The 14,407-nt window shown below is 65.1% G+C and carries 13 protein-coding genes and 1 pseudogene; 7 read left to right on the top strand and 7 right to left on the bottom strand.

The window, feature by feature from the left end; all coding sequences use genetic code 11:
- Together FFS68_RS18135 and FFS68_RS14770 are read left to right on the top strand one after the other, a co-directional pair.
- Positions 1–126: pseudogene (locus FFS68_RS18135) on the top strand (8-amino-7-oxononanoate synthase); the annotation flags it as partial.
- A gap of 127 nt (positions 127–253) precedes the next feature.
- The gene (locus FFS68_RS14770) at positions 254–2,224 is read left to right on the top strand and encodes an ATP-binding protein (protein WP_137753958.1); all 1,971 of its coding nucleotides are present in this window, start codon (positions 254–256) and stop codon (positions 2,222–2,224) included.
- A gap of 161 nt (positions 2,225–2,385) precedes the next feature.
- Here the strand turns inward: FFS68_RS14770 and FFS68_RS14765 are convergent, their stop codons facing one another.
- From FFS68_RS14765 to FFS68_RS14755, 3 genes are read right to left on the bottom strand one after another with little or no spacing between them, the layout of a single operon-like run.
- Positions 2,386–3,246: a hypothetical protein gene (locus FFS68_RS14765; protein WP_137753957.1), complete on the bottom strand. Its 861-nt coding sequence runs from the start codon at positions 3,244–3,246 to the stop codon at positions 2,386–2,388.
- 10 nt (positions 3,247–3,256) lie between these two features.
- Entirely contained in the window at positions 3,257–4,231 is a 975-nt protein-coding gene (locus FFS68_RS14760) for an acylglycerol kinase family protein (RefSeq protein WP_137753956.1), read from the bottom strand.
- A gap of 8 nt (positions 4,232–4,239) precedes the next feature.
- Positions 4,240–4,755, bottom strand: coding sequence for a DUF2141 domain-containing protein (locus FFS68_RS14755; RefSeq protein WP_249340177.1), 516 nt, complete (start codon positions 4,753–4,755; stop codon positions 4,240–4,242).
- Between the two features lie 134 nt (positions 4,756–4,889).
- Here FFS68_RS14755 and lptF point away from each other — a divergent pair, with 134 nt between their 5' ends.
- Both lptF and lptG read left to right on the top strand, forming a co-directional pair.
- Positions 4,890–6,110, top strand: coding sequence for an LPS export ABC transporter permease LptF (gene lptF, locus FFS68_RS14750; protein ID WP_137753955.1), 1,221 nt, complete (start codon positions 4,890–4,892; stop codon positions 6,108–6,110).
- A 1-nt stretch (position 6,111) separates the two neighbouring features.
- The gene (lptG, locus tag FFS68_RS14745) at positions 6,112–7,209 is read left to right on the top strand and encodes an LPS export ABC transporter permease LptG (protein ID WP_137753954.1); all 1,098 of its coding nucleotides are present in this window, start codon (positions 6,112–6,114) and stop codon (positions 7,207–7,209) included.
- A 124-nt stretch (positions 7,210–7,333) separates the two neighbouring features.
- On the opposite strand, the gene FFS68_RS14740 is transcribed toward lptG, so the two are convergent.
- Entirely contained in the window at positions 7,334–8,440 is a 1,107-nt protein-coding gene (locus FFS68_RS14740; protein WP_137753953.1) for a fatty acid desaturase, read from the bottom strand.
- 119 nt (positions 8,441–8,559) lie between these two features.
- On the opposite strand from FFS68_RS14740, the gene FFS68_RS14735 reads away from it, so the two are divergent.
- The 3 genes from FFS68_RS14735 to FFS68_RS14725 all read left to right on the top strand — a co-directional run bounded on the left by FFS68_RS14735 (position 8,560) and on the right by FFS68_RS14725 (position 12,345).
- The gene (locus FFS68_RS14735) at positions 8,560–9,726 is read left to right on the top strand and encodes an N-acetyltransferase (RefSeq protein ID WP_137753952.1); all 1,167 of its coding nucleotides are present in this window, start codon (positions 8,560–8,562) and stop codon (positions 9,724–9,726) included.
- A gap of 63 nt (positions 9,727–9,789) precedes the next feature.
- Positions 9,790–11,220 carry a DUF1800 domain-containing protein gene (locus tag FFS68_RS14730; RefSeq protein ID WP_137753951.1) on the top strand — a complete coding sequence of 477 codons (1,431 nt, stop codon included), beginning with the start codon at positions 9,790–9,792 and terminating at the stop codon, positions 11,218–11,220.
- Positions 11,221–12,345, top strand: a complete 1,125-nt coding sequence (locus FFS68_RS14725) for a DUF1501 domain-containing protein (RefSeq protein ID WP_349290385.1) — start codon at positions 11,221–11,223, stop codon at positions 12,343–12,345. It begins immediately after the preceding gene.
- On the opposite strand, the gene xth is transcribed toward FFS68_RS14725, so the two are convergent.
- The 3 genes from xth to FFS68_RS14710 all read right to left on the bottom strand — a co-directional run bounded on the left by xth (position 12,342) and on the right by FFS68_RS14710 (position 14,269).
- Positions 12,342–13,112 carry an exodeoxyribonuclease III gene (gene xth / locus FFS68_RS14720; protein WP_137753949.1) on the bottom strand — a complete coding sequence of 257 codons (771 nt, stop codon included), beginning with the start codon at positions 13,110–13,112 and terminating at the stop codon, positions 12,342–12,344. The genes FFS68_RS14725 and xth overlap by 4 nt on opposite strands.
- Before the next feature lie 39 nt (positions 13,113–13,151).
- A complete protein-coding gene (erpA, locus tag FFS68_RS14715) occupies positions 13,152–13,493 on the bottom strand; it encodes an iron-sulfur cluster insertion protein ErpA (protein WP_137753948.1) in 342 nt (113 codons plus the stop codon).
- Between the two features lie 101 nt (positions 13,494–13,594).
- Positions 13,595–14,269 carry a M23 family metallopeptidase gene (locus tag FFS68_RS14710; protein WP_249340176.1) on the bottom strand — a complete coding sequence of 225 codons (675 nt, stop codon included), beginning with the start codon at positions 14,267–14,269 and terminating at the stop codon, positions 13,595–13,597.
- Positions 14,270–14,407: the final 138 nt, after the last annotated feature.

Raw genomic sequence — 14,407 nt, 5'->3', positions numbered from 1 at the left:
CCCGCGACCCCGGCGAACATGACGCTGCTGCGCTGTTCGCTATGCGCCGAACATAGCGTCGAACAGGTCGGCGAGATCCTGGGCCGCTTTGAACGCGCGGGCAAGCGCATCGGCATTATCGGCTGAACGCAAGCCGTTGATCCGGGCCGGTCCGCCGACCAGCGGGCTCCTTTTTGCGCCGAACCGAAGCGGCGCAGGGCGGGTGCGGGTTTCGGCGCTTTGCGGTACCGCGCTTGTCCGGTAAGACGGGCGCGTGTTCGAGCGGGATGGCGATACGGAAACCGACAGTCGGCGGGAGCGGATACGCTTTTGGTTGACGATCGGCATGGCGGCGATGCTGACCGGCATCGTTGCCGCGCTGGTGCTGTTGCTCGCGCGCGCCAATGACAATTATGATCGCTCGCTCGGCTGGCAGACACAGAGTCTGGAAGTCATTTCACATACCCGCTCGCTCGACGCCGCGCTGGCCCGCGCCGAAGCGGCGCTCGGGCGGTTTGCGGTCGGCCTGCAGAAAGAGGACGGCCGCGTCTTTGAACAGCAATGGGGGCTGGCGCGGCAGTATCTGACGCGGCTCGACCGCACCGTCCGCGACAATGCCGAGCAATCGAAGCTGGTCGACGATCTGACGCAAGAGATGGACCGCCGCGGCACCCAGCTTGGCGACGCCGCGCTCAGCGCCAATTACAGTCAGACCGTCGCCGCTATTTCGAAATATCATGCCGCCGGCCATGACGCCGCGCTGGGCCGCATCGACCGGCTGCTGACCCAGATCATCGGCAATGAGCGCGCGTTGCTGCGCGAGCGCAACCGCGTCGCCGCCGCCGACCGCGCCAGCCTGAACCAGGCCATCCTGCTGTTCTCGCTGCTCGGCGCCGCAGCGGCCGCGGCAGCCATCGGCACCACCTTTTCGCTTGTCCGCGCCGAAGCCGAACGCCGCGTCGCGCGGCGCGAGCAAGCCGCCGAAAGCGACCGTGCAACCCAGCTGGAAGAAGCGGTCGAGGCGCGCACGACCGAGCTCGAACGCGCCAATATCGCGCTGCGCAGCGAGATGACCGAGCGCGAGGCGGCCGAGGCGCAGTTGCGCCAGGCGCAGAAAATGGAGGCGGTCGGCCAACTGACCGGCGGCATCGCGCATGATTTCAACAATATGCTGGCGGTCGTTGTCGGCGGACTCGAACTCGCGCAGCGCTGGCTTCCGGATACCCCCGAAAAGGCGCAGCGCCATCTTGCCAATGCGCTCGACGGCGCCAACCGCGCCGCCGACCTGACCCGGCGACTGCTGACCTTTGCCCGCTCCGAACCCGCCCGCCCCGAAATGGCGGTCATCGATACCTGTATTGCGAGCTTTGCCGAGCTGATCGAACGGACGATCGGCGACCGGATCGCGCTGACGCTCGACCTTCGTGCCGACGGCCTCGCTTGCTGGCTCGATCGGCAACAATTTGAGAACGCCCTGCTCAACCTCGCGGTCAACGCGCGCGACGCGATGAACGGCCATGGCTCGCTGACCATCCGCACCCTGGGCGACGGCAACGGCAAAGCGCTTGCGGTGCAGGTGATCGACACCGGATGCGGGATGGCGCCCGACGTGCTCGAGCGCGTGTTCGACCCCTTCTACACCACCAAGCCCGCCGGTCAGGGAACCGGGCTGGGCATGAGCCAGGTTTTTGCCTTTTGCCGCCAGTCGGGCGGCGAGGTGCAGATTTCTTCGACCGAGGGCGAAGGCACCAGCGTCGCCATGCTGCTGCCGGTGGCAAAGCCCCAGAAGATTATGGCCACCGCAAGCGACAGTGACGGCCACACCGCCGACGCCGCACCGACCGAAGCGTTGAACATATTGGTGATCGAGGACGACCAGCGTGTGCTCGCCGCCACGGTCGACGCGGTCGAGGAACTGGGCCACAGCGCGGTCGGGTGCGGCAATCCGCTGGAAGCCGAGCGGCTCGTCGAAGGGCGGCTGGCCGATGGCGGCGGGTTCGACCTGATCTTGTCGGACGTGCTGATGCCCGAACTCACCGGCCCCGAACTGGTCGCGCAGCTCAAACAGCGTTGGCCCGAATTGTCGGTGCTGTTCGTGACCGGCTATTCGGGCGACGCGAGCGAGACCGCGAGTTTCGGCGACCATGACGTGCTCCGCAAACCCTTCACCCTCAACGCGCTCGATCAGGCGATCCGCCGATGCGGCGAGGCCCGATCAGTCGAGGGACAGCGGCTGGCGAGTTAGAGCGCGATAACATCAAGTGGAATCGTCATTGCGAGGAGCGAAGCGACGCGGCAATCCAGCGTAGGCGCAAACCGCCCCTAGATTGGTTGGCCTACGGCCGCCTTCGGCCCGCTTCGCTCGCAATGACGAGTGTTATCAACTTAAAGTCATCATGCTTTAAATTACCGGATCGCGCCGCTTTTCATCAGGCGCGGCACCAGCGTCAGCGCGGCGACCAGCGGCCAGCGGCGCTGCCACGGTTTGATCTCGATCTTGGTCCCCGCGTGACGATTGATTTTCCACGCCAGATAATCGATCCCGCCGGCATAGGTCAGGCTGGCCTTGGCAAGCCGCGCGATGCTGAGCGCCTTGCCCTCGAGCCGCCGCCGCGGCCAAGCGCCGCCGCGCGCGCCGGTGGGGATCGCCGCCATCGCGGGAAGGCTGAAGCGTTGGTAGCGGTCGGCATCGGCATCGACCACCGACTGCCCGCGCCCCGTCCGTTCGGCGCGCAGTTCGACCGAATAGGTCAGCGCAAAGGCGCGCCGCCACCAATCGAGCGGCGGCTCGCCATCGATCGACCCGGCCGCCGCGAGCAACGTCGGCGCGGCGCGCGCCACCGCGGCCACCGCGCGCTGCCGCGCCGTATCGTCGACCGCCCACACCAGCCGCGAGGGCTGGGCAAAGCGTGCCCACACCGACACATTGCGCGTCTCGGCGCCGTTCAGGCGGTGAAAGTCGGCCTCGCTGAGCACTGCATATTTGGCGATCAGTCCATCGTGCTGAAACGGAAAGACATTGGGCGGAATCAGCCGGTTGGCGACCGCCATCCACCGCTTTGGATAGGCATCGCCATAGTCCGATACGATCAGGTAGAAATCGAGCATCAGCCCATCGAGCTGGGTTTCGCGCAGGCAGCTGCCGTAAAACAGTACGGCGCGCGCGCTCCCGGGATATTGCGCCGCGATCGCTTGCGCCATCGCCGCAACGCGCGGCTCGACCGGGGTCGCCAGTTCGTTGCGGACCAGATCGATCAGGTCGGACACGCGCGCGCGTTCAGGCGGCGAGACGCAGGAACGGAACCGGCTGCGTCGATGTCAGGATGATCGGCATGCCATGCTTCGCCTGGAAAATTTCGCCGTCGAGGATGACGTTGGATCGGTCGCCTTCGATGCGGATTTCATCGCCTTGCTGGAAATGCACCCCGTCGAGCTGATTTTGTCCCAGCGTCCCGCGCCAGGTCGCGCCAAGCATGCGGACCAGCGCGCCAAGGCCGCGTTCGACCGCGAGCAATTTCATCTGTCCGCTTTCGCCAGCCTTGTCGTTCGTGCGCATACTGAGCAGCAGTTTTTCGAGGGTCGTGACGATCAGCAGCGAAAATTTGCCTTTGAACTCGCCCTGGCGGATCAACGACACTGTCATCGCTTCGGGCTTGGGCGGCAGGCGCCCGCCACCGAGGCCGAAAATCATCGCGAACAGGCCCAGGATGGCGGCCAGAAAATGCGAAATGCCGTTGGGCAGGCCAAGCGGATAGATGCGATTGCGGCAGTACAGCATCACATCGGCAAGATAGGCGCCGCCAAGGAACATGCCGAGCACCGGGCGCGCTTCGCCGCCGCTGTCGAGCGAGATCAGCTGGCGCTGGATCACATGATCTTCCAGCTGGCCCGAATTGACCAGCTCGATCACCCGCTGCAGCGCCTTGATCGGATCGCCCTCGGCGCCCAGGTCGAGCGCGATCAAATTGGTCTTGCCGTTCGGCAGCACCGCGACCGGCGGCGGCGAGCCGCCGAAATGGCCGCCCGAATATAATTCGGTCAGCGCGGCCTGCACCGTGCCGTCGCCGCCGTTGATGACGACGACGCGCGGCGATACCATGGCGATGGTACGGATCGCCTCACCGATCTGATCGACGTCCTCGACCTCATAATGAAAAATGTCGGGATGCGCCGCGCAATATTCGCGAACCCGCGGCAACAGGGCGCGGTTGCCGGTCGAACGCGGATTGGAAAGAAGTGCGACGCTCGCCATGGCTCTCGCTATTCGACCGGGTCGAAGGAAAGGCCGTTGACGTAGTTCAGCACGACCGGAACGCGCTTGGTGGCGCCGCCGACCGCGAAGCTGACCGTCGTCAATTTGGGCTTCCGCTTGAAGATGAAATCGCTGACCTTCATGTCGGGATTACCCGACAGTCCGGCGCCATCGCTGCGGTCCGACTTGCCGTTGCCGTTCATGTCGTGACGCACCGAAACGACATAGCTGCCCGGTTGCTTGACAGGCACACACACCGACATCGTGCCGACGCGCGACACGGGCACGTCGACCCGTTCGATCCATTTGCGCTTTTCCAGATAGCTGCTGTTGGCGCTGTAAATCTGGACCCGCACAGTCCCGGTGCGCGCCTTGAAACCGCGAACATCGACCTGCACTGCCGTCGCATTGTTGTTGCACAGCGCCGCCGCCGGACCCAGCGCCGCACCCTGCGCCGCGACGGGCGCGATCAGCGCTCCGGCCGCGCCAGCGGCGAGCATCCCGGCGAGTATAATTTTCGACATGACCTCAATACCTCCAGAGGTTATAGCCACGCCAGCAAACGCATAATGCACATGCCGACACGGGTTCCTGTCGCCCTTGCATCGGCATATCGGAACCATTTGCGGCCAAATCATGGTGATGGGGCGACGAAAGATTGAATAAGCTGCCTGCCATCGACCGCTACATCGCGCGTCTCATCTTATTCCCCATGCTGGGTACGCTGGTGCTCTCGGCGATGCTGCTCGTGCTCGAAAAGATGCTGCGCCTGTTCGACTTCGTCGCCACCGAGGGGGGCCCGGTCAGCATCGTGTGGCGGATGCTCGCCAATCTCATCCCCGAATATCTCTCACTCGGTATCCCGATCGGGTTAATGCTGGGCATATTGCTGGCGTTTCGCAAGCTGGCGACCACCAGCGAGCTCGACGTGCTGAAGGGCGTGGGCATGAGTTTCGGGCGGCTGATGCGGGTGCCGTTTGCGTATGCGATTGCGCTGGCGGCGCTCAACCTGGCGATCGTCGGCTTTATCCAGCCGATCGCCCGCTACGCCTATGAAGGGTTGCAGTTCGAGCTGCGTTCGGGCGCCTTGGGCGCGTCGATCAAGGTCGGTGAATTCACCAAATTGGGCGACCGCATGACGCTGCGGATCGAGCAAAGCTATGACGATGGGCGCGCGCTGCGCGGCATTTTCGTGCGCGGCGACAATCGGGACGGCCAGCGCGTGTCGGCGACCGCAGCGCGCGGCCAGTTCCTGGCCACCGACGATCCCGACACGATCATCCTGCGGCTGTCGCAGGGGGTGCTGATCCACGAATCGCCCAAATTTTCGGTGCCGCGGGTGCTGACCTTTGACAATCACGATCTGCCGATCCCGCTGCCCAAGATCGAGGCGTTTCGCACCCGCGGCGGCGCCGACCGCGAAATGACGATCCCCGAGCTGTTCGTCGCCGGCAAGGATAGCAGCCAGTCGGAGCAGACGCGGCTGGAATCGCGCGCCAATTTCCACTTTCGTATCGTCGAAGTGCTGTCGATGTTCCTGATCCCGCTGATCGCCATCGCGCTGGCGATCCCGCCCAAACGATCCACCTCGTCGCTCGGGGTGTTCCTGTCGATCGTGCTGCTGGTGACCCAGCACAAGATCAACCAATATGCCGAGGATATGGGCGCCCGCGGCGTGATCGATCCGGTTATCGCGCTGTGGGTGCCGTTCCTGCTGTTCGCAGCGCTGGCGATCTGGATGTATTATGTCGTCGCGCATGTGCCGGGCGGTCAGCCGATCGGCGCGCTCGAGCGCGTTGCGGCGAAAGCGGCGCAAAAGATTCGCGGGCTGATGACGCTGTTCCAGCGCAAGCCGCGGGTCGTGGAAAGCCTGACCTGATATGCACCAGCTTCATTTTTTCCCGTCGCGCACGATGGCGCTCTACGTCGGCCGCCTGTTCCTGATCCGCTCCTTCTCGATCCTGTTCGCGCTGGTGCTGATCCTGCAGACGCTCGACCTGCTGGGCGAAAGCGGCAAAATCCTGGCGGTCGCGGGCAACAGCGATTCGGACGTGTGGCGCTATGTCGGGATGCGGTTGCCGCAGATTATCGAGACCTTCCTGCCCTTTTCGGTGCTGCTCGGTACGATCCTGACCCTGATCACGCTCAACCAGAACAGCGAAGTCGTGGCGATGAAGGCGTCGGGGATGTCGGCGCATCAGGTGCTGGCGCCGCTGTTCCTCGCCGCGCTGCTGGTTGCCGGGATCAGCTTTGCGTTCAACGAACGCATCGTCACCCGCTCGACCGCGGCGCTCGGCGCCTGGCAAAAGGTCGAGTATAAAAGGGTGCCGCCCGACAATGGGGTGCGCAGCAACATCTGGGTGCGCGACGGTGACGACCTGATCAACGCGGCCACGGTCGAGACCGGCGGTCCCGCGATCGTGCTGCGCGGCGTCACGATTTACGAACGCACCGGCGGAGTGCTGTCGTCGATGCTCAAAGCCGACAGCGCGCGCTCGGTCGCGGGGGGATGGGAATTGTCGGGCGCGACGCGCTTCCTGCGCCGTTCCGGCACGGTCGAGCCGCTCGGCACGATTGTCGCGGCCAAGAATGTGCGCCCCGATCAGTTCACGCTGGCGCAGGTCGATGGCGACGAATTGCCCTTCCTTCAATTGCAGTCGGCGATTGCTGACCTCGAGGCCGCAGGGCGGCCGGTCAATGCGCTGAAAGGCGTGCTGTGGCACAAGATTTCGGGGCCGTTGTCAGCGATATTGATGCCGCTTTTGGGCGCCGTTGCGGCGTTCGGGCTGGCGCGATCGGGCAAGCTGTTTATCCGCGCGATCCTCGGCATGGGGCTGGGCTTCGCCTATTTCGTCGCAGACAATTTCGCGCTCGCGATGGGTGACCTCGGCGCCTATTCGCCGTTTCTGGCGGCATGGGGGCCGTTCATATTGTTCGCGCTGATTGGTGAGATGATCTTGATTAGGACCGAGGAATAGAGGCCGGCTTACGCCAGCGCTCATTTCATCCTCATTCCCGCGAAAGCGGGAACCCAGCTGCGACGCTGGCTCGCTGGGTTCCCGCTTTCGCGGGAATGACGAAAATGGGGGAAGCCTCGAATAACTAAGCCGCGGCACCCCGCGCCGAACCAGCAACCAGATTTCGCACCAGCTGCGGCAGGCTGTCGTAATTCGCGCCATGATATTGCGAATCCGTGGGCAGCACATCCTTCAACCGGCGATGCGCCTCGGCGAGTGCGTGATAGGGGACGCCCGGCAGCAGATGGTGCAGGGCATGATAGCGCAGCCCCACCGGCGCCCACAATTCGGGCAGCAAGCCCGGCGGCGGGACGTTGACGCTGTCGAGGAACTGTCCGGTTACGGTGAGTACCTCGCCGTCATTTTCCCACAAATGCGCGACCAGCGTCCGGATCTGGTTGAGCACCAGCGTCGCCGCGGCGATCGCGCCAAAGATCAGCAGCGCGCGCAGCGGCACCCAGCCGAACACGCCCGCGGCGATCAGCAGGCTCGACCACGCCCACGCGCCGCCTTCCTGCCACGCCCACATGCGGCGAAACTCGCCGTCGGGTGCCTTGCGGCGGAACAGCGGGTTGATGATCATCCCCGAATAGCGTTCGACGACGATCCGGCGCAGCGGCGGGATCAGGAACGACAGCGGGGTCAGCACCGCATAGCGGAACAGCAAGGCGATTGGCGCGAACGCCGCGGCGACCACGAACAGCGGCACCGTCCACGGCTTCATCAATGCCAGCGGCAGATATTCGGGATCGTCGACCGTGCCATATTTGGTGCGGTTGTGGTGCAGGCTGTGGATGCCCTCATACATATAGGACGGGATCAGCAGCGGCACGCCGACGAGCAGGTTCCAGCCGAAGCGAAAGCCCGGCAGCGCGTTTTTGCGGATATGCGTCAGTTCGTGAATGAAGCTGCCGGCGCGATAGAGCGCGAGGATCGCGACCAGCGCCGCGGCGAGCGCCCACGCCGTCGTCGGCGCCAAAATCGCCCCCGCGACACCGGCATAGCCGATGAACGCCGACGCCAGAAAATCGGTCCAATAGATGCGCGCGCTGGGCGCGGTCAGGTCGCGCGTCAGCTCCGACGCTGCGCGGATCATCGCCATATCGTCGGCAATTGCCGACTTGGGCGTCTTAGCCGCTATGGGCGCGAAAGGCGTCGCGATCCGATCGGCCGGGGGATTGATCGTCGTCATAACCTGCACTCTTCATCATGATTTCATGGCAGCAAAATGGCCAAATGCGGGTCGCCAGCGCTGCCGCGATGCCGTAATGCGGCCTCACCGATATAGGGTTGGCATTTCAGGAAACCAGTATGAGCGGACATTCGGACGGCCCGATCACCATCCACCCGGTCAAGGACAAGAATGACAAGCGCGAGTTTGTCGAGCTCGCCTTTCGGCTCAATCGCGGCGATCCGGCGTGGGTGCCGCCGCTGAAGGGCGAGGTCTATAACCTGCTCACCCCGGGCAAGAATCCCTGGTTTGAGCATGGCCGGGCGCAGCTGTTCCTGGCGCGCCGCAAGGGCCGCACCGTCGGGCGCATTTCGGCGCATATCGACGACCTTGCGCTGGCGCAGCCCGCCGAGCAGGGGATGGGTCCGGGCACCGGCAACTGGGGCCTGCTCGACGCCGAGGACGAGGAAACCACCCGCGCACTGCTCGCCGCCGCCGAGGACTGGCTGCGCGGTCAGGGCATGCACCGGTCACTCGGCCCGCTGTCAATTTCGGTGTGGGACGAGCCCGGGCTGCTGATCGAAGGTTTCGACAACCGCCCGACGGTGATGATGGGCCACAACAGCCCGCTCTATCGCGGCTGGATCGAAGGCACTGGCTATCGCCCGATCAAGCAGCTGATCAACTATGATGTCTATGTCAAAGAAGGTTTTTCGCCGCTGGTGAACCGCATCGTCGCGGCGGGCGAAAAGAACGCGCGCATCCGGGTTCGCAAGGTCGACAAGAAGAATTTCGACGCCGAAGCCGCGCTGATCATGGGGCTGCTCAACGACGCCTGGTCGGACAATTGGGGGTTCGTCCCGCTGACCAACAGCGAGATCGCGTTTGTCGGCAAGAAACTGAAGACGATCGTGTTCGAGGATCTGGTCCGCGTCGCCGAACTAGACGGCGAGGCGGTGGCGTTCACCATCGTGCTGCCCAACATCAACGAATTGCTGGTCGACATGGACGGATCGCTGCTCCCGTTCAACTGGGCGCGGTTGCTGTGGTGGCTGCACAAGCCGAAAAGCCGCACCCTGCGCGTGCCGTTGATGGGGGTCGCCAAAAAGCTGCAGAACAGCCGCATGGCGAGCACGCTGGCGTTCATGATGATCGAACTGATCCGCCGCGACGCGGTGCGCGATTATGGCACCGAGCGCGGCGACATCGGCTGGGTGCTCGACGACAATCAGGGGATGAACGCGGTCGCCGAGGCGATCGATGCCAAGGTCAACCGAGTGTATCAGATTTACGACAAGCCGCTCTGACAGCTGGGACAGCTTTGCGACAAAATGGGGCCATCGTGCGTTTGGGGCATGAAAGGCATTGTCATGGCAGTCCAATATCTTGCTGCAAACCGCTTCGGCCTGGGTCGCCGTTATGACGATCCCGCGATCGGCGACGCGAAAGCCTGGCTGACCCGCCAGCTTGGCGACTATGACCCCGCCCCCGCCGCATTGACCGGGCTCGCGGGCCGCGCGGCGATCGCCACCGCCTATGTCGAATATCGCGAGGATCGCCAGGCAATGCGCCGCGAGGCCGCCGAAACGCCGATGAGTGAAGCCGAACAGGGCATGGACCCCGAATTGCGGCGGCTGTCGCGCTCGGCGATCCGGCGCCATTATGTCGATGCCACCGCGGCGCGACTGGCCGCGGCGATTGCGACGCCAACCCCCTTCCCCGAACGGCTCGTCCATTTCTGGGCCAATCATTTCGCGGTGTCGGCCGACAAGCAGACGGTGATCGGTTTTGTCGGCAATTATGAGAATGAGGCGATCCGCCCGCACATCATGGGCAAATTTGCCGACCTGTTGATCGCCGCGGTGCGCCATCCCGCGATGCTGCTGTACCTCGATCAGGCGCAGAGTTTCGGCCCCGACAGCGCGTTCGCGACCCGCGTCCGCAATCGCGGCAACCGCCAGGCGCCGGGGCTGAACGAAAATCTGGCGCGCGAAATATTGGAACTGCACACGCTGGGGGTACGTGCGGGCTATACCCAGGCCGACGTCACCGCCTTTGCCAAGGCGTTGACCGGGCTGACCGTCGCCGGGCTCGGGCGCGGGGCGGGTCAGCGGCTGATGCCCGCCGATGCCGAACCGGGCGCGACGGTGTTTATCGCGCCGCTGCACGAACCCGGTGCACAAACCGTGCTGGGCCGACGCTATGACGCCGCGGGCGCCGGACAAGCCGAGGCGATCCTGCGCGACCTGGCCGTCCATCCCACCACCGCGCGCCATATCGCGACCAAGCTGGCGCGCCATTTCACCGCCGACGATCCGCCCGCGGCGCTGGTCGATCGGCTCGCCGCCGATTTCCTGAAAAGCGGCGGCGATTTGTCCTTGCTCTATAACGCCCTTGTGGCGTCGCCCGAACCGTGGACGACCGCGCCGACGCTGTTCAAATCACCATGGGACTGGACGGTGTCGATGCTGCGCGCGCTGAAAATCCCGGCGCTGGGCGAAAGACAGAATGTCGCGGCGATGTTCACCCAGCTGGGCCAGCCGATCTGGCGCCCCGGATCGCCCGCGGGGTACGACGACAAGGTCGCGACCTGGGCCGGATCGGCGGGATTGATGCAGCGGGTCGAACTGGCGAGCCGGATCGCGGGGCGGATCGGCGACCGCGCCGACGCGCGTCAGCTGGCGCCGCTCGTCCTCGCCGATGCGCTGACCCCCGCGACCGGGCAAGCGATCGCCCGCGCCGACAGCCCGGGCCAGGGCATCGCGATGCTGTTCGCCAGCCCGGAATTTTTGCGGAGATAGATGATGATCCTGTCCCGCCGTTCGATCATCCGGTCGGGGATCACCGTCGCCGCCGCCGGCGCGCTGCCCGGCTTTGCCTATGCCGCGGCGGCAACGCCAAAACGGCTGGTCTTCATTATCCAGCGCGGCGCCGCCGACGGGCTGGCGACGGTGGCGCCGACCGGTGACCAGGCGTTCGCTGCGGCGCGCCGGACGCTCGCCGATGAAACCGCGGGCGGGGCCAAGCTCGATGCAATGTTCACGCTGCATCCGGCGCTCACCACGACCGCGGGACTCTACGCCGGCAGCCAAGCGCATTTCGCCCACGCCGTCGCCACCGCGTATCGCGACCGATCGCATTTCGACGGGCAGAACATGCTCGAGGGTGGCGGATCGCGGCCCTATGGGCGCGCCGACGGCTGGGTCGGGCGGCTGCTGACCTTGCTGCCCGCCGCCGAGCGTGACGCGCTCGCCATCGCCCCGGCAGTGCCGCTGGCGATGCGCGGCACGGTACAGGTCGGCACCTATGCGCCGAGCCGCCTGCCGCAGGCCGACGGCGACCTGATCGCGCGGTTGTCGGCGCTCTACGCCGACGACAAGCTGCTCCATCCGCTGTGGGACAGCGCGGTCAAGACGCAGGAACTGGCGAGCGACATCGGCGGCAACAACGGCCGCAACGGCGCCGATCTCGGCAAGCTCGCGGCGTCGCTGATGCTGCCCGCCGATGGCGCGCGGGTGATGATGGTCGAGACCGGCGGCTGGGATACGCACAGCAGCCAGCGCGGGCGGCTGAACGCGCAATTGCGCGGGCTCGACCAGCTGGTCGGCGCCCTGCAGACCGGGCTTGGTCCGGCGTGGAACGACACGCTGGTGATCGTCGCGACCGAATTCGGGCGGACGGTCGAGGTCAACGGCACCGGCGGCACCGATCATGGCACCGCGTCGACCGCGATGCTGCTCGGCGGCAGGCTGGCCGCGGGAGGCAGGATTTCAGCCGACTGGCCGGGACTCGCGGTTTCAGCACGGCTCGACGGCCGCGATCTCAAACCGACGCGGTCGCTGGAAAGCGTGATCGCGGCGGCGGTAGCGCATCATTATGCGCTCGACCCGAAACGCGTGATGACGACGCTCTACCCCGACGCCTAGCTCAGCACCGCCCAGGTCGGCGCATGGTCGCTCGCCTTTTCGCGGCCGCGGTGATCCTTGTCGACCCCGGCGTCGACCAGCCGGTCGGCGAGCGCCGGGCTGAGCAGCAGGTGATCGATGCGAAAGCCATGGTCGCGTTGCCAGCCGCCGGCCTGATAGTCCCAGAAGGTCCAGCTGCCCCCCGCCGGATAGCGGCTGCGGATCGCATCGGTCCAGCCGTCGCCGAGCAGGCGGAACCAGGCGTCGCGCGATTCGGGCTGCATCAGCGCATCGGTCGCCATCACCCGCGGATCCCACACATCGTCGTCGTGCGGGATGACATTATAGTCGCCGGTCAGGATCGTCGGGATTTCAGCGGCGAGCAGCACCTTGGCGCGCTCGCGCAGTCGCGCCATCCAGCGCAGCTTATAGTCGAATTTCGGCCCCGGCTGCGGGTTGCCGTTGGGCAGATAGATCGACGCGACGCGCACCCCGTGGACGTCCGCCTCCAGATAGCGCGACTGCTCGTCCTCATCCTCGCCCGCGAGGCCGCGCTGGGTTTCGACCGGCTGGGTGTCCTTGGCGAGGATCGCGACGCCGTTAAAACCTTTTTGCCCGTGATACAGGAACCCATAACCCGCCGCCTCGATCTCCTTGGTCGGCATGGTCTCGTCGCTCGATTTCAGTTCCTGCAAGCAGGCGACGTCGGGCTGGGTTTCCTCGAGCCATTCGATCAGGCGCGGCAGGCGGGCCTTGATCCCGTTGATATTGAAGGTCGCGATTTTCATCGCCTTGCTATGGCAGCAAGCAAGGCGCTGTGAAAGATGTCAGATCGAGAAGCTGGATCCGCAGCCACAGCCCGAGGCGGCGTTGGGATTTTCGACCTTGAACGACGAACCGCCCAGCGAATCGACGAAATCGACGATGCAGCCGCGGACCAGATCGATGCTGATCGGATCGACCACCAATTTCACCCCGTCGGTTTCGGTGACGATGTCGTCCGCGTCGATGCTTTCGGCGAGGCCGAAGCGATAGGTGAAGCCCGAGCAGCCGCCGCCATCGACCGCGAGGCGCAGCGCGGCGTCGCTTTCGCCCTTGCGGTCGGCGATCCAGCGGACGCGCGCCGCGGCGGCGGGCGACAGGGTGATATCGGAAAGCTGCGTGGCCATAGGCGTTAGATAGGCGCTTTGTTTCAAATGAAAAGGGCGCCGCGACGGTTATCCCGCCTGGCGCCCCTCCTCTCCGACCCAGGAAAGCTCGTCATTATTTCTTATTCGGGACCGCCCATCGCGACATTTTTGCCGGTGATCGCAGCGATCGCCATCTGATCCGACCGCACGAACGGCATCGGATTGACCGGCGCGCCTTCGATGCGGACTTCGTAGTGGAGGTGGTTGCCGGTCGAACGGCCGGTCGAACCGACGTAACCAAGGACGTCACCCTTTTTGACCGACTGGCCAGGGATGACGACGTAAGACGACATATGGCCGTAGCGCGTCTGGATCGCGTTGCCGTGCTCGACTTCGACATAATTGCCGTAGCCGCCAAGGCGCTGGGCGCGGCCGACGATGCCGTCGGCGGTTGCGTAAATCGGGGTGCCGTGCGGCGCCGGGATGTCGATGCCATTGTGGCGGGCGACCTTGCCGGTGACCGGGTGGACGCGCATGCCATAGGATGACGACAGCGACATGTGGTCGATCGGGCGGCGCGACGGCACCGCAACGCCGATCGAGGCGGTCAGCCCGGTGTCGAGACGCTTCCACGCCTGGAAAATTGCGCGGGCTTCGCTGTCCTCGCCGGCCGCGGGAACGCCAGCGGTGAAGCTGTCGTCATCGGGTTCGTCGGGAGCGACAATGCCGGCATCGGCGCTGGTTTCGGCAGCGTGGGCGGCCGGTGTGGCCAGTCCGAAACATGCTGCGGCGCAGACGATTGCGACTTGATGCAACTTCTGCGTCAGAAGAGTGTTTATCAAAATACGACCCCGCGTGTGCCATGTCGCCAAAGTCATCAAAAGGCTTTGGCGCCGGTGTTTGTTGGTTTGGATGATTGCTCATCCCCCGCGACGCCTGTCTGCTATCCCAAT

The sequence above is a fragment of the Sphingopyxis sp. L1A2A genome (assembly GCF_005502465.1).
In the GTDB taxonomy this organism is placed as follows: Bacteria; Pseudomonadota; Alphaproteobacteria; order Sphingomonadales; family Sphingomonadaceae; genus Sphingopyxis.
The sequence above is the reverse complement of the archived record's forward strand: the minus strand, read 5'-3'. Positions and strand labels throughout refer to the sequence as shown.